Origin of the sequence: Lacrimispora algidixylanolytica, assembly GCF_003609635.1 — a bacterium.
Classification (GTDB): domain Bacteria; phylum Bacillota; class Clostridia; order Lachnospirales; family Lachnospiraceae; genus Lacrimispora; species Lacrimispora algidixylanolytica.
Genome location: NZ_MCIA01000001.1, coordinates 95,472 through 117,582, shown reverse-complemented (window position 1 = coordinate 117,582; position 22,111 = coordinate 95,472). Strand labels below are relative to the sequence as shown.

Here is a 22,111-nt window from a genome sequence, read left to right as displayed (position 1 = left end):
TGCCCTTGTTTCTATAAAATCAACTATGTATTAGTGTGCGATATTAGGATCAGTAGGATCCCAGTTCTGAGAATCTGGTATGATCTGCTCGATTGCCGGGCGCTCATAAGGTCCTGGAATCACAGAATTGTAAATGGTAACCGTGGTACCTAGTGCGCAATGATCATACACCCATTTTGCATCTCCGGATAAAAGACGTATGCATCCTGCTGACTCAGCAATGCTTAAATAATTATAGGTACTGGAGTCAAGTGTCATGCCATTGGGGCGACTGTAGAGAATGGAATGGATCAGGAATCCTTTCCAGATGCGGGTTGCATACTGGGTATAAATTCCGTGATTCATATCTCTCCAGCGGTATTTTTCTGGAGTTTGATATGTTCCAAGTGGAGTGTCCGGTCCTGTTGATGTGAGGAACGATTTTACTGGAATGATAAATCCATTATTTCCATCCTTAGCAAAAACAGTCATGGTGTTCATCTGCTTATTGATGCTGATCAAAAATGGTCCTTTCGCCCCCATGACTGGCTCTAAATCCGTTAACATTCTGCCAGTCTCATCAAAATAGTATTTAAAACCGTCTATGTATTGCCAACCAGTAACTGGATTGGAATCAACGAAATAATATCTCTCGTTGCCTGACCATGCCCAGCCGGTAAATGCGGACCCGTCACCATTCGTATAACGAAGACCACCCTCTACTTGGGTAATTCCATCCGGTACGGCGGAGATCAGTGGCTTTTCTGTGGAATATGGGAATGCAGAATTCTTAGTATAAAAGGCCATTCGAAAGCCTGTAATGTAGTGGCCTGTACCCATGGTTCCAGTGGTGGTGCCGTTCTTTGCCCAGCCCATTGTGGATCCATCGTCTAACTTAGCCGTATAATAAACATCAAACTGGTTGTTCACATAACCGGAGAAACGCATCTGTACTGCTTCAATATTTACATCGTTAGGATAGTTGGTGGTCTGTTGTCCATTTAAAACCCATGGTGACCAGCCTGTACTTGAGGTATAAGTCCGGTAAAGTACATTGCCCACGATATTGGTGAGAAATGTAGACATTCCATGGAAGCCTTCCCCATTGTTTGTAATCCACGCGTCGTTTACAAAAGGCTGTGACCAGTTGCTGTCACCTGTCATAACGGTGGACTGAAGTCGAGGGAAATTAGCCTTTAAGGCTTCCTGAGCGGCTTTAGCAGCTTCGTTCTCTACACCATCTTCACCGTTTCCTTCTGCTTCTGCTCCGATACCGATACCGGCATTTGCCAAAGCGGTTTCTGCTTCTTCTGTCACTTTACTGCCTTGATCTTTGGTCTCAGTCTGACGGTCATTCTGACTTATTGGGACACCATTTCTTAATCCGGGTCCACGTTCTTCGTCTGCCCAGGCATAAGTAGTATGTCCCGAAACTAGAACAGCCGTTAGGCAGAATGCTGCCAGACCGTATGTCAGTTTTCGTATCATGAAAAACCTCCTAAATTCTAGAAAATTAAGTATAATCTTAAATAGTTTAACATGATTAGGGTCAAAATACTAGAGACGATTTACAATTAATGCCTTATATAGTACAATAAGGCGGAATTGTTAATTGGTAAAACGAGGAGAAAAACCAGTATGTATGAGGAGAATTTAAAGAATAAAGTCCTTTCCGGTTTGTTCTGGAAAGTGATGGAAAACGGGGGAACACAGGGCATCCAGTTCCTTGTTTCTATACTGCTGGCCAGGCTTTTGACACCGGCAGAATCCGGGGAAGTCATGCTCATTATGATATTTATCACCATTGGAAACGTATTTGTTCAAAGCGGTTTCAACACCTCTCTAATCCAGAAACAGAAGGTAGATGAGGAGGATTATTCCTCTGCATTCTATATTAGTTTTGGAATAGCCTTGGCTTTGTTTTTGATACTGTTTTTTGCGGCACCTGCCATTGCCACATTTTATGGACAACCATTATTTCGTCCGGTCCTGCGCACTCTTTCAGTCACCTTGTTTTTCGGTGCAGTGACCTCGGTGCAGTCTGCTGCCATTGCAAGAACCATGGAATTTAGAAAACTTTGCATCGCCAGTATTTCGGCTGCCCTTGGCTCCGGCGTAATTGGAGTCGGTATGGCTTTTCGGGGTTACGGGGTATGGGCACTTGCTATGCAGCAGTTTTTTTACAGTTTCTTTTTAATGGTATCTCTTTCTGTTCTAGTATCATGGCGTCCCAGACTTTTGTTTTCCGTTCAAAAGGCAAGGGAGCTGTTTTCTTATGGCTGGAAGATTCTTTGTTCTGGTCTCATTGATACCATATTTACCAATGTTTATGGACTTGTAATCGGAAAGATATATAATCCTGCTATGATGGGGCAATACTCAAGGGGAAACCAGTTTCCAGCTTTGATTGCCAATAACTTAGGGGCTGCCATTCAATCTGTAATGTTGCCTGCCTTTTCTGCCTGCCAAGATGACAGGGAGAAGGTGAAGAATATGGTCCGCAGATCCATTGTCACCAGTTCCTATCTTGTATTTCCTATGATGGCTGGGTTAATGGCTGTGGCAGAGCCTATGGTAAAGCTGCTTTTAACAGACCGGTATCTTCCTTGTGTCCCTATGTTGCGGCTGCTTTGCATTGCTTACGCCACCTGGCCTCTTCATGTGGCGAACTTACAGGCGATTAATGCCTTAGGCAGAAGCGAAATATTTTTAAAGCTGGAAATCATTAAAAAGGCAGTCAGTGTGACCGCTTTAATTATTAGTATCCCCTTTGGAATTTACACCATGGTAGCTCTTCGGGCGGTGACGGATTTTATTTGTACCTTTATCAATGCGCACCCCAACAAGAAGCTTTTAAATTACAGCTTTTACGAGCAATGGAAGGATGTAACTCCATCCCTTCTAATCTCAGCTGCAATGGGGATTGCGGTGTATGGGGTACAGTATATAATAGAAGGAACGTTTCTAACTTTGATTGTTCAGATACTGGTAGGGATTCTGGTTTATGCAGGTCTTTCCTGGCTGTTTCGACTGGAGGCGTTTGTGTATCTTTTAAATACGGCAGGAATCGGAAAAAAATAGGAATATGGGGTTACGGTTTACATTTAAAGTCTGATATTGTAAAATAAAGGAGCACTTATAAGGGAAACACCCTACGGGTATCCCTAAATAGTATTGGAGATAGAGGAAACACCCTACGGGTATCCCTGTATCCCTGAAAGCATTGGAGATAGAGGAAATAATGGAACGAAAAAATGTGGCCTGGAATATGATTGGAAGTTTGATTTATGCTGGCTCCAGTATGCTCCTTACAGCCCTAGTCAATCACATAGTAGGTACAAACCAGGGAGGAATCTTTGGTTTTGCCTTTAGCACCTTTGGGCAGCAGATGTTTCTGGTGGCCTATTTTGGTTTGAGGCCAATTCAGAGCACTGATGTATCGGGGAATTATACCTTTGGTGAGTACCGCAGAGCCAGGTATCTGACCTGCGTGGCAGCAATCATTATGGGAATTGGGTATATCGCATGGAAGCGGGCTGTTTCCGCACCCGATTATACCCTTGAAAAGTGTCTTGTTGTATTTCTAATGGTGCTTTATAAAGTATTAGACGGTTTTGCAGATGTATATGAATCAGAATTTCAAAGAAATGGACGGCTCTATCTTACGGGGCAGGCCATGGCTTTTCGTACCATCCTTTCTGTGTTCTGCTTTCTGACTTCCTTAGTCATCACAAAAAGTCTGGTGTTTTCCAGTGTAGTAGCAGTGGTATCACAGGGAGCAGGAATTTTATTTTTTGATAAAGGCATGTCAAGAAATATGCCGACTATCCGTGTTCAGAAGAGAAAGGGAAAAGAATGGGACATACTAAAGGATGGAGGTCTGCTCTTCCTTTCCGTGTTCCTGGACGGGCTTATTTTTGCTATGGCAAAGTATGCCGTTGATGCACAGATGACCTCCACGGATAATGCCATTTTCGTGGCTATTTTTATGCCGACCTCAGTGATTAATCTGGCGGCGAATTTCGTCATTCGACCATTCCTTACGAAGATGTCTTATCTTTGGGAAGATAAAAACTTATCAGGACTTGTAATGGAAATAAGAAAGCTCTCTGGAGTCATTCTTATCCTTACGGTTATCGCTTTAGCAGGTGCCTGGGCCATTGGAGTGCCAGTACTTGGGGCAATCTACAATGTAGATCTAAAGCCATATCTATCAGGCCTTCTTGCCATTGTATTCGGTGGCGGTTTATTTGCAGTCATGAATTTGTTTTATTACGTTTTGGTGATTATGAAGCAACAAAAGAGAATCTTTTTTGGCTATATTCCGGTCTGTATTTTATCCTACTTCCTTTCCTTTTCCTTAGTAAAAGTGGGAGGAATTAATGGGGGCGCGTTCTCCTATCTATTTGCCATGCTGTTACTTACGTTCTGTTTTATGGGACAGGCAGCTTACGTACTGATAAAGGAAAAGAAAGGGTTAATAAAATGACGGATAAGGTTTTGGTAGTGATACCTGCTTATAATGAAGCTTTGAATATCGAGCGCGTCGTAGGAGGCGTTATTGAAAACTATCCTATGTTTGATTACGTGATTATCAATGACGGTTCCACAGACAATACCGCAGAGATCTGTAGGAAGCATAAATGGAGAATCATCGATCTTCCTGTAAACTTGGGACTAGCGGGAGCGTTCCAGACGGGTCTTAAGTATGCCCATCGCCGTGGTTATCGATATGCCATACAATTTGATGGAGATGGACAGCATCGTGCGGAGTACATCTTACCCATGAAGGAAAAAATGGATGAGGGATACGATATTGTGATTGGGTCTCGATTTGTTACAGATAAGAAACCTCACTCCATTCGTATGTTTGGAAGCCGCCTCTTAAGTGGCGCCATTTGGTTCACCACTGGAGTTATGGTCAATGACCCAACTTCCGGAATGCGAATGTTCAGTCACAAGATGATCAAGGAATTTGCAGACGGTTTAAACTACGGACCGGAGCCGGATACCATTTCCTATTTAATCCGTCACGGTGCCAATGTGGCAGAAATCCCTGTGGTTATGGATGAGAGGATTCTTGGTGAGAGCTATTTAAATCCACTAAATGCGGCTACATATATGGGAAAAATGCTTTTTTCTATATTGCTGGTTCAAAGTTTCCGCATCCGGTCCAGAAGATAAAAGGGGGAGTCACTTATGACATTTTTGCTTCGATGCGTACTCGTATGCGTTTCTATTTTGTTGACATTATATCTGCTCAGAAGGATACGCCATTCTAAAATGAAGATAGAGGATTCTATTTTCTGGGTGATGTTTGCCCTTTTGCTTGTGTTATTTAGTCTATTTCCTAAGTTGGCGGATTTCATTTCCGGTATGGTTGGGACCTATTCCACAGCAAATTTCATCTTTACCTTCATGATCTTTATTTTATTGCTTAAGGTATTTTTCCAGTCAGTCAAGATCTCTCAGTTGGAACGGAGAGTGACTGAGCTGATTCAGACCTTTGCCCTGGATAAGGAAGAAGATAAGGAAAAGGAGGAGTTGAATTATGAATCTAACCGGGAATAAAAAGGGCCTGGCACTGACAGCAGGAAGTATCCTGGTTCTGGCCTTTCTTTTTCTTCTTCCTTATCATAAGATGATTATCGGCATACCATCTCCGGAATTTGAGTCGGTACGGCGGTTTTACTGGTGGCTTATCTTGGCAGGTTGTGGATTTCTTCTCTGTCTGGGCTGTGTTTTGTGGATAAGTAAAAAACTTTATGGCTGGACGTATCCAGTGGTTTTAATCATATTAGGAGTGTTTTACTTAGTGGCACTCCCTCCCTTTACGGCACCGGATGAAGCGGTTCATTTTGTTAGCGCTTACCGTCTTTCTAGTACAATCATAGGAAAACCTGCAGTAGCGGATCAGGATTTTTTGGAGAATGCGACGAAAGAAGAGAAGGAACGAATTAATCACGGAGCCAATGTGCTGGTTCGTAGTCAGGACGATGTCAATGGGTTTGAATCAGAACCAGGACAGTTTGCCTATAACAAAGTTTTTACCCAGTTCTTTTCAAAGGACAGCAGTCAGGGACTTACGGTTCGTAGTGAAATTCCGGTCAATACATTCCCTGTGGTATATCTGCCCCAGGCCATTGGGATTGCTCTGGCCAGAGTGTTTCATATGGGGTATGTTCCTATGGTTATGCTTGGACGGCTCTTTAATCTTCTTGCATTCACCGCAATGTCTTATCTGGCATATAGAATCATGCCATTTAAAAAAGAAGTGATTATGGCGGTATCTGCCTTGCCTATGACCCTTCACCTGGCAGCTTCTTATTCTTACGATAGTAGCTTTATCGGCCTTTCTATGATGTTTTTAGCCTGGTGCTTTTACCTGGCGTTTGAAAAAGATAAGATCACCATAAAAGATATTGTTATACTGGCTCTGCTTTTGATTCTTTTAGAGCCTGGTAAGATCGTGTATCTGCCTTTGGCTGGTATCTGCCTTTTTATACCGTCTGCGAAATTTCAGTCAAAGAAGCAATACTGGATTTCCTTTGCCTGTGTTTTAGGTGGTATGCTGTTAGCCGTATTCTTAGTAAACAAACTGGTTCTTTCTATTTGGTCTACTCGAACAGAAAGCTACGTGGGCTGGAGTGAGGCAGCAGGCTATACCTTATCCGATGTATTAAGCCGCCCTTATGATATTGTGATGGTGTATTATAAAACCTTTGTGACTCAGCTTGATTATTATCTGATCACAATGCTTGGCGGTTTTTTAGGAAATCTGGATCCGAATCTAACCGTTCCCCCATTTTGTCTCCTCCTTTTGTGTTACGGGCTTTTTGTCAGTGTGGTTCGTAGAGAAGGAGAGGTCGTTCCGTTTAAGAGTTGGCAGAAGTGGTTTACTCTACTACTGGTATTTCTAAGTGCCTGTCTTGTTTTGGCTTCCATGCTGCTTGGATATACCCCAAGGGAAATGGATTATATTGTTGGTATACAGGGACGTTACTTTATCCCACTATTGCCTTTGGTGCTGTTACCCATATTTGACAAACGGTTGGTTCTGAAGGTGGATTTACGAAAAAGTGCCTGGTTTTTACAATGCTTTGTCAGCATTTATGCCTTAATACGCATATGTTCCACGGCATGTCTGAACTATTGACAGGAAGGTAGGAAATAGGAATGGAAGAAATACGAACAGAGAAAAAAACGGTGGACGTAATCATTCCGGTATACAAGCCGGATGACACCTTAAAACACCTTCTGGAGCGGCTTGCAAAACAGACCTATCCCATTCGCCGCATCATTGCAATGAATACGGAAAAGTCTTATTGGAAGGACCACGCATACGACCATATTGAAAACCTTGAGGTTCACCATGTGACAAAGGAAGAATTTGACCATGGTGGTACTAGGAATCAGGGTGCTGGTTATTCAGAAGCTGACATTATGGTTTTTATGACCGATGACGCAGTTCCGGCAGATAAAAATCTGATTGGAGCTTTAGTAAAGGCACTTGACCAGACAGGTAAGAATGGTAAAAAGGTAGTTATGGCTTACGCAAGACAGCTTCCCAACGGAGATTGTGGATTTGCAGAGCAGTACACTCGGTCTTTTAATTACTCGGAACACAGTATGGTAAAGACGAAGGAAGACTTGTCCCAACTTGGAATCAAGACATTTTTCGCTTCCAATGTCTGCTGTGCTTATGACAGGGAAGCTTATTTGCAGGCTGGTGGGTTTACGAAACGGACCATCTTTAATGAAGACATGATTTATGCGGGAAATGCAATCAGGTATCAGGGCCAGGCAGTTGCTTATGCGGCAGATGCTAGGGTGTACCATTCCCATAACTACGGATGCATGGAACAGTTTCGACGAAACTTTGATTTAGCCGTATCTCAGGCGGATCACCCGGAGGTATTTGAGGGGATTCGTTCGGAAAGCGAAGGAATTCGTCTTGTGAAAAAAACCATCGCTTGGCTGGTGAGTCAGAAAAAGATATGGTTGATTCCAGGGGTTATTATAAAAAGTGGATTTAAATACATGGGGTATCTCTTGGGAAAGAGGTATCGGTCTTTGCCAAAGTGGCTGATTTTAAGATTTACGATGAATCAGTCTTATTGGATGAAGGAACCAGGATTTGACAAGTAAGAAATAAAAAAGGCAGTCTGGTTTAGAATGAAAGTTCTTGAGCCGGGCTGCTTTTTTTTGATTATTGAGTTGAGAAAATTCTTAAAAACAATTATAATTAGCTAATCGTATATAGTTTTAGACTACTAATAGGAGATGATGAAATAATGAAAAATCATGGAATTAATAGTGAAGCACTATTTGCATTAGGTTCTGTATGCTGTTTGTTGGTTATGCGATATTATGAATCAGTAATCTATTTCCGTAATATAAATATTTTACTAGATACGATATATAGTTTTATGGTAATTCCTCTTTTCTACTTTTTAATATCTGCTTGCATTGTGACTATCTTTATTAAATTATCTAACATTAAAATTTCCAAGATGATAAAAAGGTTCTTTAGATTTATAAATATTATTTTTGTATTTGCTTATATTGTTTTTCTTGTTTTACAACTCTTAGGATATATTAGTGTTGGAATGAGGCCTTTTGTTTCACTGTATTGGATTATTTTTATAATTATGGGAGCAATGTTTGCTGTGTGGACGACTACTGCAGATTCAGTATCGGGTAATCAAATAGACCAAAACCTCCAAGTTGATGAGTTACAGTGACTTCCCGTTAAATTTATAAGCAGTTTTTATCAAGGAAATAAGATATACATATTTTTCATTCAAGACGTAAGAGGTGTGCCAGATATGACAGTAAAAGAAATAAAGGAAAAGCTTACAAAAAAGGCCATTGTTTTTGAAACAGGAGGCAAAAGGCCAACGGGAGAATTACTAGAAAGTTGGATTGGAAGTGTTCGCTGGCAGCAGGAAGGTGAGAGCATTCCTAAAGATAAAAGTGAAAATAACATGATACCTATCGCAACAATATTTTTGAAGGACTTGCCGTTTCTACCATTAGAATTGTCTGGTATTGAGCTCGTTACAATATTTATGTCAAAAGATATTTGGGATAACCTTATATCGGATGATTTAAGCCCTTGGTTTTGCATTCGAACCTATCATTCCTTAGAACAATTAGTTCCGTGTAAGTACCAAACGGATATGATAAAGCCCTTTCCACTAATACCTCAAATGGTAGAAAACGATTATCCCTGTTGGGATGGTGGAGGTATTCCAGAAGAAATTGAAGATATCATACTTCAATTAGAGACAACAGAAGGAATCGATTATTTTGATGATATATGTGAAAATATATATGCCCAGCACAAGGTTGGTGGTTATCCTGCCTTTTGTCAATCTGGTTATAGCTTTGGTAATGGATATGAATTTGTTATGCAAATCTCGTCAGATGCAAAAGCCTTGTTTCAAATTGTAGATAGTGGGAAATTCTATTTCTCCTATAATTCTCAAAAATCTGATTGGAAAGTATATTGCGATTTCTATTAATGCCTTATGACATGAACAAACGCGGGTTAATAAACACCCCATCATATTCTCAAACTATTTATAGATAAAACTATTTTAAAGTACGGTATAACCGTGCTTTTTTCTTTATATAGAGGCTTTATTAGATGAAATAAAATATGTAATTATAAAAAGATTAGATAACAGTTAAATAGAGAAGAAATAATATGTTTCCGTCATCACAGAACTGATAACATTATTTCATTGCTAAGTTATATATGTTATATATCATCACAGTCATAACAAAAAAATGCTACCCCTCCGCAAGATTCTCCTGCTTTTGTTTTTCTGTTCCATTTAGTATAATAATATCAGCATAAATTGAGACAAGAGGATAACCATGGATAATAGAAAAAAAAGCCTGCTTCTGTTAGTATTAGCCGGATTGCTTGTAATTGTGTTTCTTACAGGCCTGACATCGTCCTTTTACGGATATGTTCTAAAGAAAACAGGGCTTGAGCATTCAGAAAAGAATTCTGTTTATAAATATCATTACGTCATGATCATTGATAATATGGACTCTCAGTTCTGGAATGATGTGTACGAAAGCGTGCGGGAGGAAGCTGCACTTCACGATGCCTATGTGGAACTAAAAGGAAAAGATCAGTCCTCTGAATATACTACAGTGGATTTTATGGATATGAGTATTGCTGCTAAGGTAGATGGAATTTTACTTGAATTTACCGGGGAAACCCGTCTCGAGGAGCGGATCAATGAAGCAACAGCCAAGGGAATCCCCGTAGTAACCATATTAAACGATGCCCCTACATCTGGAAGGAAAAGTTACGTTGGAATCAATTCCTATCAGCTTGGACAGGAGTATGGAAACCAGATATTAAAAATTCTTCCCAAGGAAACAAAGAAGGTAAGAGTCTTAATGTTCCTTCACGATAATTCCTCAGACAGCAGTCAGTCCCAGATATTCAACCAGATCAATAACCGCATGGTAACTTCCAGTGAAACCTCAAACCGCATTGAAGTGGAGGAGATAAAGGTACCCTCTGGACGAGCCTTTGAATCCGAGGAAATCGTACGAAACCTATTCCAGAATGATCTCGGTCCTCCGGATATCATTATCTGTATGGATGAGGTGGATACAGAAGCAGTGTATCAGGCAGTCATTGATTACAACTGTGTAGGAAGAACCCAGGTAATTGGTTATTATAAATCAAAAGCAACTCTTGATGCAGTCTTAAAGGGAACAATGGCTATGTCACTTTACATAGACACCAGACAGATGGGGAAATACAGTGTACAAGCCCTTACAGAGTCCATACGCGATGGAAGGACCAACTCATTTAACAGTGTGGACTTAGAGTTTGTAACGAAGGAAAATGCCCTGGGTTTCGTAAACAATCAGTGGAGCAGCCATGAAAAATAAATTGATATATTTGTGGGAGAATCTTCCGATCACCCGAAAGTTGTTTTTAGAGATAGCCACAACGGCAGTGGTTCTCTTTGCCAGCAATCTGTTTATCTATACCCAGATCAACCAGATGGTGGAGCGGATGAATTCCGTTTACATGAGCAATGTAAATCTAAATGAGCTTTCAGACAGCTTATCTGAGGTGCAAAATTATATGTACCGATACCTTCAGGTAAAGGATTCCGAATCCCTGAAAAACTATTACCGAGCGGAGCAAGACTATAGAAAGCTGTTAGAGGGACTCAACGTTTCCGTCACAGATAACAAGATTCAGATACTGGAAAAGAATATCAGAAACATGTCAGACAGCTATTTAGCCATCACCGATGAAACCGTACAGGCAAAGCGAGGCCAAAATGTGGAGAAATACAAGGCTTCTTACGAAGCGGCCTTAAAGCAATACCGTTTCATTAACAATGATGTTTCTGTTTTAAACAGCCTTCAGTTTAAGAATAATTCAGCCAGTTACCAGACCTTGCAGGCGGCTCTTCAGTATTTAGAGGTCATAAGCTCCATTATTCTTATCATCGTTATGATAATTAGTATCACAGTAATGATGATGATCACAAGGGATATGGTAACGCCTCTGATCAACCTGGCTCACACGGCAAAGCTGGTTGGTCAGGGAAATTTTAACGTTAAGGTACCCCCTGTCCAGGCAGGAGATGAGCTTGGAATCGTAACCGGAACCTTTAACCAGATGGTGGAAAGCTTGGATGAATATGTCCAGAAAATCAAGGAGAGTGCAGAAAAGGAACAGGAGATGAAGGAACGGGAGCTATTGATGGAAAACCATTTAAAAGAAGCCCAACTGAAATATCTCCAGTCTCAGATTAATCCTCATTTCCTTTTTAATTCCTTAAATGCCGGAGTTCAACTGGCGATGATGGAGGATGCAGAAAAAACCTCAGTATTCATGGAAAAAATGGCGGACTTTTTCCGCTATAATGTAAAAAAAGGTTCTGAAGATGCCACCATTTCCGAAGAAGTCGAGACAGTAGAAAACTATATCTATATCTTAAATGTACGTTTTGCCGGAGACATTCACTACAGCTCTTGTATAGAAGAAGGCGTGTTAGATCGTTCCATTCCAAGCATGTCTTTGCAGCCTTTGGTGGAGAATGCGGTGACTCATGGCATACGAAACATCGAATGGCCAGGGAAAATCCATCTCTCCGTAAAAGACAGAGATGATGAGATTGAGATTCGCATTGAAGACAATGGAAAAGGAATGGACGAAGAAACATTAAAAAGAGTACGGGCCGGAAAACCATCTGGCGAAAGAAAAGAATCCACTGGAATCGGTATTTATAATGTCGTTTCCAGGTTAAGGCTATATTACAACTATGATGACATTTTCCACATCTTTAGTGAGGGAGAAGACAAGGGCACCACCATAGTCCTTAGGATTCCCAAAAGAGGAGGGGGTTCATATGTTTCGGATATTGGTAGCGGATGACGAAGGAATCATGCTAGAAGCCATAAAAAACATCATACAGTCAAGTTTCGGAAGCGATTGTGAGATCGTCTGCGTCAAGACTGGAAGAGCGGTAATTGAGCAGGCAGGCTCCTTTCGGCCAGACATTGCTTTTGTAGATATCCAGATGCCAGGGTTAAGCGGGATACAGGCGATTAAAGAAGTGAGGAAATTCAACCCTTCCATTGTCTTTATTATTATGACAGCCTTTGATAAATTTTCCTATGCCCAGGAAGCGGTAAATCTGGGGGTTATGGAATTTATTATGAAGCCGGTGAACAAAAAGAAGATTTTAGATACCTGCGTTAAGGCCATGCATCAGGTAGAAGAGGCAAGGCAGAAGTTAAGTGATGATCTTAAGATCCGGGAAAAGCTTGAAATCGTAATTCCCATGATTGAGAGCGGTTTCATTTACAATGTACTCCAGGAAGATTCTGATGTTTTAAAGAATGGATATGTAGAAATGCTGGATATCCAAAAGCCTTACGGCTTTATGATGGCTTTGGAATTCGGAGACAGTATAGAAAGCGGAACCATGACAAACGCCATCGGGGTGGGCGTTCGTGTCAGCAAGTATTATGCCATGATCCGGGAAATTGTTAAGGATTACTTTGATTGCGTTATAGGGCCTGTTATGGGGAACCGGCTGGTGTTATTTTTATCCTTTGAAGAAGAAAAGATGCGTTATGAGGAGCGAGTGGAGATCATCACCAGAACCAGGAACATGATTCATAAGCTGGAAAATAGCGCTGATATCAAATGCAGAGGCGGAATTGGTTCCGTTAAACCTTTGTCAGGAATCCGGGATTCCTATAAGGAAGCTTTAAAGTCCTTGAGAGAAAACGACAGCCACGTGGTCCACATTACTGATATTCCGGCAGTGGCAGATTATGATGGAGAGTATCCTCTGGAGCTGGAACATATGTATCTGCAACGAGGGGCAAAGGGGGACAGAGAAGGGGCTCTATCCTGTGCCAATGAGTTTTTTGACTGGATGCTGGTACATAACAACAACCACCGATCCAACATTGAGGTTAAGATCTTAGAGCTTATTATGAGGCTTGAAAAAATGGCTTTTGAAGGCGGTAATCTCAGGTACGGCTTCCGTTACCGGGAAAACTATTTAAGCGAATTAAGAGAAGCGTCGGATACGGAAAATCTAAGGCTCTGGTTTCAGGCAAAGACGAGAGAAATCTGTGACAGCATCAGTACTTCCAGAGAGAGAGAATATGAAAATTTAGTTTCCAGAGTGAAGGCATACATCAATGAGAATTACGCAAAGAACATTTCGCTAGATGATGTATCTAGAATGGTAGATATCAGTCCTTATTATTTTAGTAAATTATTCAAACAGGAGGTGGGAGAGAATTTCATAGAATACGTAACAGGAGTTAGGATGAAGCATGCGAGACATCTTTTGGAGGATCCCAAGTACAGCATCAAGGAGGTGTGTGTAATGTCCGGCTATGGCGACCCGAATTATTTCAGCCGTATTTTCAAGAAATACGAAGGGATGACGCCAAGTGAATACAGGGAGAGGTAAAGGTTATGAAAATGTGGAGAGGGAAATGGTTACTGATGGTGATACTCTGCTGCGTTTTTATGGTTGGCTGCAGAGAGGACGTTGCGCAGGTAGACAAAGAAGCAGGGCAGGAAGAAGGGGATAAGCCCTTGCAAATTGGTCTTAGCATAGACTCCTTCGTAATCGAACGGTGGATAAGAGACCGGGATGTGTTTGTTTCAACAGCAAAAGAACTAGGGGCGGAAGTAAATGTTCAGAATGCAAATGGGGATGTAAATGAACAGATTGAACAGATTAAATATTTTATCAAAAAAAGGATGGATGTTATCGTTGTTGTAGCAGGGGATAGCGAGGCTTTATCTGATGTGCTAAAAAAGGCGAAAGAGGCAGGAATTAAGACCGTTAGCTATGACCGCCTGATAAAAAATGCAGGCGCAGACATCTACATATCCTTTGACAATGAAGAAGTGGGACGGCTGATGGCAAAAAGTCTGAATCAAAAAATACCAGAGGGAGGAAAGGTATTTATGATACAGGGGCCTCAGACGGACAATAACGTGCGCTTAATCCGCAATGGGTTTGATCTTGAGATTAACAAAAACTTAGAAGTGGTCTATGAAAACAATTGTGATGGCTGGATCGCAGAAAATGCCTATAACTATGCAAAGGAAGCCTTGGAGGAACATCCGGATGTGAAGGGGATCATGTGCGGAAATGACGACTTAGCCACTCAGGTATTTCGAGCCCTTTCGGAAGACCGACTGGCAGGCAAAGTATATTTGGTAGGCCAAGATGGGGATTTGATGGCATGTCAGCGGATCATGGAAGGGACTCAGACAATGACCGCCTTTAAGTATGTAGAAGAGGAAGCCAGACTGGGGGCGGAATATGCTGTAAAGCTTGGAAGAGGGGAACCCCTTGAGGGAGTGAAAAAGACCATATATGACGGCACCTACGAGGTTCCTTATCTGGAGCTAAGCCCTGTAGCTGTGAACAAAGAAAATATGGACTCTGTCATCATCAAAGGTGGGTTTCATTCCAAGGAAGATGTGTACTTAAATGTAAAACAGCAATAGCATTTTTTAGAAGCGAAAAAGTCCTGAGGTGTCAGGGCTTTTTTTGTGGATGAATGAGTGCTAATGGTTCACAAACATATCCAGATTGGTTGGTGATAAGATAGGATTACAAATAAAGTATTGGAGGAGGAACTAAAAACCATGAAAAGAAAATTTTTAGCGGTTGCAATGACTCTTGCACTGGCTGCATCAGCATTAGCAGGTTGTGGAAGCAAAACAAGTTCTGTGTCAGAGAGCAAAGAGACTCAGGCTACAACGGTGGCAGCAGCAGAGACCACAAAAGCTCCAGAGAGCAAAGCAGCAGATTCAAAGGCTGATAAAGGCGAAGGTGTTTTAATTGGTGTTGCTATGCCAACCAAGGACTTACAGCGGTGGAATCAGGATGGAACCAACATGAAAAAGGAACTGGAAACTGCCGGTTATAAAGTTGACCTTCAGTTTGCCAGCAATGATGTGCAGACTCAGGTTTCCCAGATTGAAAACATGATCTCCAACGGCTGCCAGCTCTTAGTTGTTGCATCCATTGATGGAAGTTCATTAGGAGAGCCTCTGGCTCAGGCAAAGTCAATGGGAATTCCAGTTATCGCATATGACCGTCTGATCATGAACTCCGATGCTGTATCCTATTATGCAACTTTTGATAACTATAAAGTAGGCCAGAAACAGGGTGAATATCTGGTAGAGGCATTAGGCCTTGAAAAAGCTACCGATCCAAAGAACATTGAGTTATTCACTGGTGACCCAGCAGATAACAACTGTAAGTTCTTCTTCGGAGGAGCCATGGATGTTCTTAAGAAATACGTAGACAATGGCAAGCTGGTTGTTAAATCTGGTCAGACCGCTTTTGAGCAGGTTGCTACCGCTAACTGGGATTCTGAAAAAGCTCAGAACCGTATGGATACCGTTATTGCAGGTAATTACTCTGACGGAACCGTTCTTGATGCCGTTCTTTGCTCCAATGACTCCACCGCTCTTGGTGTAGAAAATGCACTTGCATCCTCTTATACCGGCAAGTATCCAATCATCACCGGACAGGATTGTGATATTGCAAATGTTAAGAATATGGTACAGGGAAAACAGGCAATGAGCGTATTTAAAGATACCCGTACTCTGGCTACCCAGGTTGTTAAAATGGTAGATTCCATCATTAAGGGTGGAGAAGCTGAAATTAACGATACCAAGACTTACGACAACGGTACTGGAATTATCCCAACTTATCTTTGTGATCCAGTGGTTGTAACCGTGGATAACTATAAAGATATGATTATTAAATCAGGATATTACACAGAAGATCAGCTGAAATAATAACATAATTTCCTTAAGGGGCGGCTTCTGCCATGCGGGAGGCGCCCTCTAAAAATAATGGAAAGGGAGGGGTAATCTTGGCTAAAATACTATTGGAAATGAAAAACATCACAAAGACATTTCCGGGCGTTAAGGTGCTAAGCGATGTAAACCTCCAGGTGGAGGAAGGCGAAATTCACGCCCTGGTAGGCGAAAATGGAGCAGGTAAGTCAACTCTTATGAATGTGTTAAGTGGGATCTATCCATATGGATCTTATGAGGGAGACATCATTTATGACGGGCAGATTTGTGAATTTCATTACATCAATGACAGCGAAAATAAAGGAATCGTCATCATCCATCAGGAACTTGCAATGGTTCCTTACATGACGATAGCCGAAAACATGTATCTGGGAAATGAAAAAGGAAAAAAATATGCCATCGACTGGAATGAAACATATGGAGAGGCAGACAGATACTTAAAAACTGTGGGTCTTACAGAATCCTCCCATACATTAATCAAGGATATCAGCGTAGGAAAACAGCAGTTAGTGGAAATTGCAAAAGCACTGGCAAAGCGGGCAAAGCTTTTAATTTTAGATGAACCCACAGCATCATTAAACGAAGACGATTCAAAAGCTCTGTTAGAGCTTTTATTAAAGTTTAAAAAAGAGGGAATGACCTCTATCATCATCTCCCATAAGCTGAATGAAATTGCGTATGTGGCAGATAAGATAACCATATTAAGAGATGGCCAGACTATAGAGACATTGGATCGAAACGTGGATACCATTTCTGAAGACCGTATCATTAAGGGAATGGTAGGCCGTGAATTAGTAGACCGCTTCCCGAAACGGCATGATGTAAAAATCGGTGAGATGGCCATGGAGGTAGAAAACTGGAATGCTTACCACCCATTGTATTCTGACCATAAAGTAGTAAGTGACGTATCCTTTCATGTAAAAAAAGGTGAAGTTCTTGGAATCTGCGGCTTGATGGGTGCAGGAAGAACAGAGCTTGCTATGAGTATCTTTGGCAAAAGCTATGGCGCTAATATTTCAGGTACCGTTCGCATTCATGGGGAAGAGGTGAAATTAAACTCTGTGAAGGAGGCCATTGGACATAAGCTTGCCTATGTGACCGAAGACCGAAAGGGCAATGGGCTTATTCTTGGTAATCCCATTAAAATCAATACCACACTGGCTAATCTAAAGGCAATTAGTCACCGGACCATCATAGACAAAGACAAAGAGTTTGGTGTAGCCCAGGAATACCGGGATAAATTAAAAACAAAATGTTCGTCCGTAGAACAAAACGTAGGAAATTTAAGCGGAGGCAACCAGCAAAAGGTGCTTCTTTCCAAATGGATGTTTGCAGAACCGGATATTCTCATTTTAGATGAACCTACCAGAGGAATTGACGTAGGAGCAAAATATGAGATTTACTGCATCATCAACCGCCTTGCAGCAGAAGGAAAATCAGTCATTATGATCTCCTCCGAGCTTCCCGAGGTCCTTGGAATGTCTGACCGCATTTATATTATGAATGAAGGCAAGATGGTAGGAGAAATCAGTGCAGAAGAGGCGACTCAGGAAAAGATTATGGCCTGTATTTTAAAATCAGATCAGCATTCTGAGGGGATATTAGGAACCCCTAAAGAACGGGCTAAGCAGCAGGAGGGAGAGTAAGCAATGAAGAATAAATTTAAATTCTCTGAGGGATTAAAAAAATACACCATGGTAATTGTTCTTGCATTTGTGGTCATTCTTTTTACAGTCAACACAGGCGGAAAGATGCTTCTACCTCAGAATGTAAATAACTTAATTGCACAGAATGCCTATGTATTTATTCTTGCAACCGGTATGTTGTTTTGTATTTTAACTGGTGGCAATATCGATTTATCCGTAGGCTCTTTGGTTTGCTTTATTGGAGCAATCGGGGGAACCATGATGATTACCTTTGGCATTAACCCCTATGTATCATTGCTTGCAATGGCTATCATTGGAGTTTTAGCTGGTGCATGGCAGGGCTTTTGGATTGCTTATGTAAGGATTCCTCCTTTTATCGTAACCTTGGCCGGAATGCTTATGTTCCGGGGATTGTCCAATGTGGTATTACAAGGAATGACATTGTCTCCAATCCCGAATCCGTTTTTATCCCTGTTTAATTCCTATGTTCCGGATATCTTTGGTATGGAAGGCTTTAACTTAACCTGCTTTTTAATCGGAATCATAGCTTGCCTTGGCTTTTTTGTTATGGAGCTCTTAGGCCGCAGAAGAAGGCAGCAAAAAGGCTACCATGTTGATCCATTGCTTGGAACCATTATAAAACTGTCTCTGATTAGCATTGTAATCCTTGCCTTTATGTATAAGCTGGCAATGTATAAGGGAATTCCAAACGCTCTGATCTGGGTAACGGTCGTTATTGGAATCTACAGCTACATTACATCGAAAACAACCACTGGACGTTATTTCTATGCAGTGGGTGGAAATGAAAAAGCCACAAGACTATCAGGAATTGATACCAACAAAGTATATTTCCTTGCTTATTTGAATATGGGATTTTTAGCAGCCGTGGCTGGCATGATAACCGTAGCCCGTCTTAATTCGGCAAACCCAACAGCCGGTAATAACTATGAGATGGACGCCATTGGCGCCTGCTTCATTGGTGGAGCCTCTGCATACGGTGGAACGGGAACGGTTCCAGGTGTTATCGTAGGTGCTACTCTCATGGGTGTTTTAAACCTTGGTATGAGTATTATGGGCGTAGACCAGAATCTCCAGAAGGTAGTAAAAGGAGCCGTTTTAATGGCAGCAGTTATCTTCGATGTTGTGAGTAAGAGAAAATCATTTATTGCAAAACAGTAAAAAAGTCAGGATAAAATATGGCGCTGCTATATTTTATCCTGTTTCTTTTTGTCCATTTTAATGGTGGTAATTCTTACGTATTTCTTGTTATCTCAAAAAAAAATCCCTATATATAGAAATCTTAGCTAAACTGTGGTAGAATGCTACAAGTAAAAGAATGTTTTAAATGATAAAGGAGCTTAAAATATGGGAAAGATAAAAGTAACAGAATGTGGAATAGATGGACTTTATGTAATCGAGCCGACCGTATTTCCTGATTCAAGAGGCTATTTTGTAGAGACCTATAACCAGAACGACTTTAAAGAAGCCGGACTTAACATGGTTTTCGTACAGGATAATCAGTCCATGTCTGTAAAAGGCGTACTTCGTGGCCTTCACTTCCAAAAAGAGTTTCCACAGGGGAAATTGGTTCGTGCCATTAGAGGAAGCGTATTCGACGTGGCAGTGGATCTTCGTTCCAACTCTGAAACTTATGGAAAATGGTTTGGTGTAGAGTTAACAGCAGAGAACAAAAAGCAGTTTTACATTCCAGAAGGTTTTGCCCATGGATTCTTAGTTCTTAGTGACGAAGCAGAATTTGCTTATAAATGTACAGACTTTTATCACCCAGGCGATGAAGGCGGTCTTCTTTGGAGCGATCCAGAGATCGGTATTGAGTGGCCGATAGAGGAAGGTATGGAGCTTATCATCTCTGATAAGGATCATAAGTGGAGCGGCATCAAGGATACCTTTAAATTTTAGTGAGAGGAGAAAACCATGAATTATCTGGTTTCCTTATTAAAAGAAATTATAACAAAACGTAAGCTGATCCTGGAGCTATCAAAAGCAGATTTTAAAAAACGATTCGTAGGCTCCTATTTTGGAATTGCATGGATGTTTTTACAGCCTATGGCTACAGTGCTTGTATACTTTTTTGTATTCCAGATGGGATTTAAAAGTATACCTCCAGTACCCAATTACCCATATGTGCTTTGGCTCATCCCAGGCATCGTTCCATGGTTCTTCTTCAGTGAGGTATTAAACATGGGAACCGGGTGTCTGCAGGAATATAATTACTTAGTTAAAAAAGTAGTGTTCCGGGTAGAGATCCTTCCAGTCATCAAACTGATTTCCTGTATTATGGTACATGGAATCTTTGCCCTTATCATGATCGTTGTATTTTTATGTTATGGAATGTTTCCAAAGGCAAGCTGGCTGCAGATCGCATATTATTCCTTTGCAAGCGCCATGTTTTCCCTTGCAATTTCTTATTTTACAAGTGCTATCAATGTATTTTTCAAAGATATGACACAGATTATCGGCATCTGTCTTCAGTTTGGAATGTGGATGGTTCCCATTATGTGGGCACCTGAGATGTTTAAGAATTTCCCTTCCTGGCTACCGACCTTGCTGAAATTAAATCCTTTCTATTATATTGTAGCAGGATACCGTGACAGCATGCTGACAGGTAACTGGTTCATAGAAAGGCCCACCCTGGGACTGTATTTCTGGTCTGTGACTATCATTTTAATGCTCATTGGGCTAAAAGTATTTAAAAAGCTGCGTCCGCATTTCTCAGATGTGCTGTGACAAGCTTAGTATGGAGGATTTAATGTCCGTAGAATCGAACAACAATGCAATATCAGTCAATAATGTAACAAAAATATATCGTTTATACGAAAAGCCCATCGACCGTTTAAAAGAAGTCATGAGCCCGACTCATAAGAATTATCACCGGGATTTCTATGCCTTAAGTGGTATTTCTTTTGATGTTCCAAAAGGACAAACCGTAGGAATCATTGGAACCAATGGATCAGGAAAGTCCACCATTTTAAAAATCATCACTGGAGTCTTAACCCCCACCGACGGAACTCTTAAAGTAAGCGGCGTTATCTCTGCCTTACTGGAGTTAGGTGCTGGCTTTAACATGGATTATACCGGAATTGAAAACATCTATATGAACGGGACCATGATGGGATTTTCCAGAAAAGAGATGGATGACAAGTTAAAGGATATCCTGGATTTTGCTGACATCGGAGATTTCGTATACCAGCCAGTGAAAACGTATTCCAGCGGTATGTTCGTTCGTCTTGCCTTTGCTCTGGCCATCAATGTAGAGCCAGAGATCTTAATCGTAGATGAAGCCCTTTCCGTTGGTGATGTATTTTTCCAGGCCAAGTGTTACCGTCGTATGGAAGAGATCCGCCAAAAAGGTACCACGATCTTAATGGTTACCCATGATATGGGTGCTATTATCAAATACTGTGACCAAGTGGTTGTCTTAAATAAAGGTAATTTCATTGCCCAGGGAGAACCTGGAAAGATGGTGGATTTATATAAGAAAATCCTTGCCAATCAGATGGATGATTTATCTCTGGATTTAGAGGAAATCAGAAGTGGAGAGTTAAACGATTTCTCTGGAGAACAGGTTAAATCAAGAAGTGATATAAATGCCTTGAAAGAAGGCTTTATGAAGGATAAGCTTACGGTGAATCCAAACCGTACCGAATACGGAGATAAAAAGGCGGAAATCGTGGATTTTGGTCTTATTGATGAGCGTGGAAATCTTTCCAATCTGCTATTAAAAGGGGAGTATTTCACCATTAAAGAGAAAATTCAATTTCACGGTAACATTGAATCTCCAATTTTTACTTACACCATCAAAGACAAACGTGGAGCTGATCTAACCGGCACCAATACCATGTATGAAGCTTCTGACGTTGAGTCAGTGAAACAAGGTGATGTTTATGAGGTGGAATTCAAACAGAAAATGACCCTTCAGGGAGGGGAATATCTGCTTTCCATGAGCTGTACCGGATTTGAAAATGGAGAACATGTCGTTTACCACCGCTTGTATGATATTGTGAACATAACGGTTATTTCCAACAAAAATACAGTAGGTATTTATGATATGGAACCGAAAGTAAGTCTTAAGCTACACCGGGACAGAGGTTAA

The 22,111-nt window shown here is 41.2% G+C and carries 19 protein-coding genes; 18 read left to right on the top strand and 1 reads right to left on the bottom strand.

Translation table 11 applies throughout. The features are described 5' to 3' along the window. Positions 1 to 30: 30 nt before the first annotated feature. The gene (locus BET01_RS00505; RefSeq protein WP_120195310.1) at positions 31 to 1,464 is read right to left on the bottom strand and encodes a L,D-transpeptidase family protein; all 1,434 of its coding nucleotides are present in this window, start codon (positions 1,462 to 1,464) and stop codon (positions 31 to 33) included. Between the two features lie 153 nt (positions 1,465 to 1,617). Between BET01_RS00505 and BET01_RS00500 the strand changes: the two genes are divergently transcribed. The 18 genes from BET01_RS00500 to BET01_RS00415 all read left to right on the top strand — a co-directional run bounded on the left by BET01_RS00500 (position 1,618) and on the right by BET01_RS00415 (position 22,111). Continuing rightward, on the top strand, positions 1,618 to 3,060 hold the full coding sequence (locus tag BET01_RS00500; protein WP_120194809.1) for a lipopolysaccharide biosynthesis protein: 1,443 nt from the start codon (positions 1,618 to 1,620) through the stop codon (positions 3,058 to 3,060). 160 nt (positions 3,061 to 3,220) lie between these two features. Next, positions 3,221 to 4,468: a lipopolysaccharide biosynthesis protein gene (locus tag BET01_RS00495; RefSeq protein WP_120194808.1), complete on the top strand. Its 1,248-nt coding sequence runs from the start codon at positions 3,221 to 3,223 to the stop codon at positions 4,466 to 4,468. Beyond that, positions 4,465 to 5,163 carry a glycosyltransferase family 2 protein gene (locus BET01_RS00490; protein ID WP_120194807.1) on the top strand — a complete coding sequence of 233 codons (699 nt, stop codon included), beginning with the start codon at positions 4,465 to 4,467 and terminating at the stop codon, positions 5,161 to 5,163. The genes BET01_RS00495 and BET01_RS00490 overlap by 4 nt, the downstream gene beginning before the upstream one ends. Positions 5,164 to 5,178: 15 nt before the next feature. After that, entirely contained in the window at positions 5,179 to 5,550 is a 372-nt protein-coding gene (locus BET01_RS00485; RefSeq protein ID WP_120194806.1) for a DUF2304 domain-containing protein, read from the top strand. After that, positions 5,531 to 7,135 (top strand): DUF2142 domain-containing protein, encoded by a 1,605-nt coding sequence (locus tag BET01_RS00480; protein WP_120194805.1) that lies wholly within the window; start codon positions 5,531 to 5,533, stop codon positions 7,133 to 7,135. Before BET01_RS00485 ends, BET01_RS00480 begins: the two co-directional genes overlap by 20 nt. Positions 7,136 to 7,155: 20 nt before the next feature. Then, a complete protein-coding gene (locus BET01_RS00475) occupies positions 7,156 to 8,127 on the top strand; it encodes a glycosyltransferase (RefSeq protein ID WP_120194804.1) in 972 nt (323 codons plus the stop codon). A gap of 146 nt (positions 8,128 to 8,273) precedes the next feature. Next, a complete protein-coding gene (locus BET01_RS00470) occupies positions 8,274 to 8,723 on the top strand; it encodes a hypothetical protein (protein WP_120194803.1) in 450 nt (149 codons plus the stop codon). Between the two features lie 84 nt (positions 8,724 to 8,807). Beyond that, positions 8,808 to 9,506 (top strand): DUF1963 domain-containing protein, encoded by a 699-nt coding sequence (locus BET01_RS00465; RefSeq protein WP_120194802.1) that lies wholly within the window; start codon positions 8,808 to 8,810, stop codon positions 9,504 to 9,506. Positions 9,507 to 9,864: 358 nt separating this feature from the next. Continuing rightward, positions 9,865 to 10,905: a substrate-binding domain-containing protein gene (locus BET01_RS00460; protein WP_120194801.1), complete on the top strand. Its 1,041-nt coding sequence runs from the start codon at positions 9,865 to 9,867 to the stop codon at positions 10,903 to 10,905. Next, positions 10,895 to 12,409 (top strand): sensor histidine kinase, encoded by a 1,515-nt coding sequence (locus BET01_RS00455; protein WP_120194800.1) that lies wholly within the window; start codon positions 10,895 to 10,897, stop codon positions 12,407 to 12,409. The genes BET01_RS00460 and BET01_RS00455 overlap by 11 nt, the downstream gene beginning before the upstream one ends. Next, the gene (locus BET01_RS00450) at positions 12,384 to 13,970 is read left to right on the top strand and encodes a helix-turn-helix domain-containing protein (protein ID WP_120194799.1); all 1,587 of its coding nucleotides are present in this window, start codon (positions 12,384 to 12,386) and stop codon (positions 13,968 to 13,970) included. Before BET01_RS00455 ends, BET01_RS00450 begins: the two co-directional genes overlap by 26 nt. A 5-nt stretch (positions 13,971 to 13,975) precedes the next feature. Further along, entirely contained in the window at positions 13,976 to 15,025 is a 1,050-nt protein-coding gene (locus BET01_RS00445; RefSeq protein ID WP_120194798.1) for a sugar ABC transporter substrate-binding protein, read from the top strand. A gap of 141 nt (positions 15,026 to 15,166) precedes the next feature. Next, positions 15,167 to 16,330, top strand: a complete 1,164-nt coding sequence (gene chvE, locus BET01_RS00440; RefSeq protein ID WP_120194797.1) for a multiple monosaccharide ABC transporter substrate-binding protein — start codon at positions 15,167 to 15,169, stop codon at positions 16,328 to 16,330. A 77-nt stretch (positions 16,331 to 16,407) separates the two neighbouring features. Next, the gene (gene mmsA / locus BET01_RS00435; RefSeq protein ID WP_120195309.1) at positions 16,408 to 17,997 is read left to right on the top strand and encodes a multiple monosaccharide ABC transporter ATP-binding protein; all 1,590 of its coding nucleotides are present in this window, start codon (positions 16,408 to 16,410) and stop codon (positions 17,995 to 17,997) included. Between the two features lie 3 nt (positions 17,998 to 18,000). Further along, on the top strand, positions 18,001 to 19,176 hold the full coding sequence (gene mmsB / locus BET01_RS00430; protein WP_120194796.1) for a multiple monosaccharide ABC transporter permease: 1,176 nt from the start codon (positions 18,001 to 18,003) through the stop codon (positions 19,174 to 19,176). A gap of 186 nt (positions 19,177 to 19,362) precedes the next feature. Continuing rightward, positions 19,363 to 19,917, top strand: coding sequence for a dTDP-4-dehydrorhamnose 3,5-epimerase (gene rfbC / locus BET01_RS00425; RefSeq protein ID WP_120194795.1), 555 nt, complete (start codon positions 19,363 to 19,365; stop codon positions 19,915 to 19,917). Positions 19,918 to 19,932: 15 nt separating this feature from the next. Continuing rightward, positions 19,933 to 20,745, top strand: coding sequence for an ABC transporter permease (locus BET01_RS00420; RefSeq protein WP_120194794.1), 813 nt, complete (start codon positions 19,933 to 19,935; stop codon positions 20,743 to 20,745). A gap of 22 nt (positions 20,746 to 20,767) precedes the next feature. Next, on the top strand, positions 20,768 to 22,111 hold the full coding sequence (locus BET01_RS00415; RefSeq protein ID WP_120194793.1) for an ABC transporter ATP-binding protein: 1,344 nt from the start codon (positions 20,768 to 20,770) through the stop codon (positions 22,109 to 22,111).

What these genes read in the sequence shown, in the direction of transcription:
- BET01_RS00455 (WP_120194800.1), top strand. Translation starts at nt 10,895, where the DNA reads ATGAAAAATAAATTGATATATTTGTGGGAGAATCTTCCGATCACCCGA.
- BET01_RS00485 (WP_120194806.1), top strand. Translation starts at nt 5,179, where the DNA reads ATGACATTTTTGCTTCGATGCGTACTCGTATGCGTTTCTATTTTGTTG.
- chvE (WP_120194797.1), top strand. Translation starts at nt 15,167, where the DNA reads ATGAAAAGAAAATTTTTAGCGGTTGCAATGACTCTTGCACTGGCTGCA.
- BET01_RS00460 (WP_120194801.1), top strand. Translation starts at nt 9,865, where the DNA reads ATGGATAATAGAAAAAAAAGCCTGCTTCTGTTAGTATTAGCCGGATTG.
- BET01_RS00475 (WP_120194804.1), top strand. Translation starts at nt 7,156, where the DNA reads ATGGAAGAAATACGAACAGAGAAAAAAACGGTGGACGTAATCATTCCG.
- BET01_RS00415 (WP_120194793.1), top strand. Translation starts at nt 20,768, where the DNA reads ATGTCCGTAGAATCGAACAACAATGCAATATCAGTCAATAATGTAACA.
- BET01_RS00450 (WP_120194799.1), top strand. Translation starts at nt 12,384, where the DNA reads ATGTTTCGGATATTGGTAGCGGATGACGAAGGAATCATGCTAGAAGCC.
- BET01_RS00465 (WP_120194802.1), top strand. Translation starts at nt 8,808, where the DNA reads ATGACAGTAAAAGAAATAAAGGAAAAGCTTACAAAAAAGGCCATTGTT.
- BET01_RS00445 (WP_120194798.1), top strand. Translation starts at nt 13,976, where the DNA reads ATGAAAATGTGGAGAGGGAAATGGTTACTGATGGTGATACTCTGCTGC.
- BET01_RS00495 (WP_120194808.1), top strand. Translation starts at nt 3,221, where the DNA reads ATGGAACGAAAAAATGTGGCCTGGAATATGATTGGAAGTTTGATTTAT.
- BET01_RS00500 (WP_120194809.1), top strand. Translation starts at nt 1,618, where the DNA reads ATGTATGAGGAGAATTTAAAGAATAAAGTCCTTTCCGGTTTGTTCTGG.
- BET01_RS00480 (WP_120194805.1), top strand. Translation starts at nt 5,531, where the DNA reads ATGAATCTAACCGGGAATAAAAAGGGCCTGGCACTGACAGCAGGAAGT.
- BET01_RS00420 (WP_120194794.1), top strand. Translation starts at nt 19,933, where the DNA reads ATGAATTATCTGGTTTCCTTATTAAAAGAAATTATAACAAAACGTAAG.
- mmsB (WP_120194796.1), top strand. Translation starts at nt 18,001, where the DNA reads ATGAAGAATAAATTTAAATTCTCTGAGGGATTAAAAAAATACACCATG.
- BET01_RS00470 (WP_120194803.1), top strand. Translation starts at nt 8,274, where the DNA reads ATGAAAAATCATGGAATTAATAGTGAAGCACTATTTGCATTAGGTTCT.
- rfbC (WP_120194795.1), top strand. Translation starts at nt 19,363, where the DNA reads ATGGGAAAGATAAAAGTAACAGAATGTGGAATAGATGGACTTTATGTA.
- BET01_RS00490 (WP_120194807.1), top strand. Translation starts at nt 4,465, where the DNA reads ATGACGGATAAGGTTTTGGTAGTGATACCTGCTTATAATGAAGCTTTG.